This is a genomic window from Pseudokineococcus marinus, from assembly GCF_013004605.1.
Taxonomy (GTDB): Bacteria; Actinomycetota; Actinomycetes; order Actinomycetales; family Quadrisphaeraceae; genus Pseudokineococcus; species Pseudokineococcus marinus.
The window spans coordinates 1-977 of sequence record NZ_JABEMA010000569.1; the positions used below are offsets into that span (position 1 = coordinate 1).

The window sequence follows — 977 nt, forward strand, 5'->3', positions numbered from 1 at the left end:
CGGGTCCTCGGGGCGACGCTGGACTCCCGCGCCGTGCGCGCCGGCGACCTCTACGCGGCCCTGCCGGGGGCGCGCGTCCACGGCGCCGACTTCGCGGCGGCGGCCGTCGCTGCCGGTGCGGCCTGCGTGCTCACCGACCCCGCGGGGGCCGGTCGCGCGGCGGCCGCGGGGGCGCCCGTCCTGGTCACCCCCGACCCGCGCGCCGTCCTCGGCGACCTCGCGGCGCGCGTGCACCGCACGGGCGTCCACGCGCCCCCGGGGCGCGCCCCGGTGCTCCTCGGCGTCACGGGCACCAACGGCAAGACGACGACGGCCTACCTCCTCGAGGGCGCCCTGTCCGCGCTCGGCCGCACCACGGGCCTCGTCGGCACGGTCGAGACGCGCGTCGCGGGCGAGGTCGTGGCGAGCACGCGCACGACGCCGGAGGCGCCCGACCTCCACGCCCTCCTGGGGCGGATGGAGCGCGCCGGCGTCGAGGTGGCCGCCCTCGAGGTCTCGAGCCACGCGCTCGTCCTGCACCGCGTCGACGGCGTCGTCCTCGACGTCGCGGCCTTCACCAACCTCTCCCAGGACCACCTCGACTTCCACGACGGCATGGAGGACTACTTCGCCGCCAAGGCCTCGCTGTTCACGCCCGAGCGCTCCCGCCGGGGCGTCGTCGTCGTCGACGACGCGTGGGGAGAGCGCCTCGCGCGGGAGGCCCGGGTGCCCGTCACGACGGTGACGACCCGGCCCGGGGCGCGGCCGGGCGAGGACGCCGACTGGGTGGCGCTGGACCCGCAGGTGGAGAGCACCGGCACGGGCTTCGTCCTCGCCGGCCCCGAGGGCGCGCGCCTGCCGCTGCGGGCGCCCCTGCCCGGCGCCTTCAACGTCGCCAACACGGCGCTCGCCGCCGTCGTGCTGCTCGAGGCGGCGCCGCTCCTGCCGGGCGCGACGACGCCCGACGCCCTGGCGGCCGGCCTCGCGCGCGCCGGCGG

The 977-nt window shown here is 79.6% G+C and carries 1 protein-coding gene; it reads left to right on the forward strand.

What is annotated here, in order from left to right:
- Nucleotides 1-977, forward strand: a 977-nt coding sequence (locus tag HLB09_RS17550; protein ID WP_246235774.1) for a Mur ligase family protein, incomplete at both ends; no start/stop codon positions are given.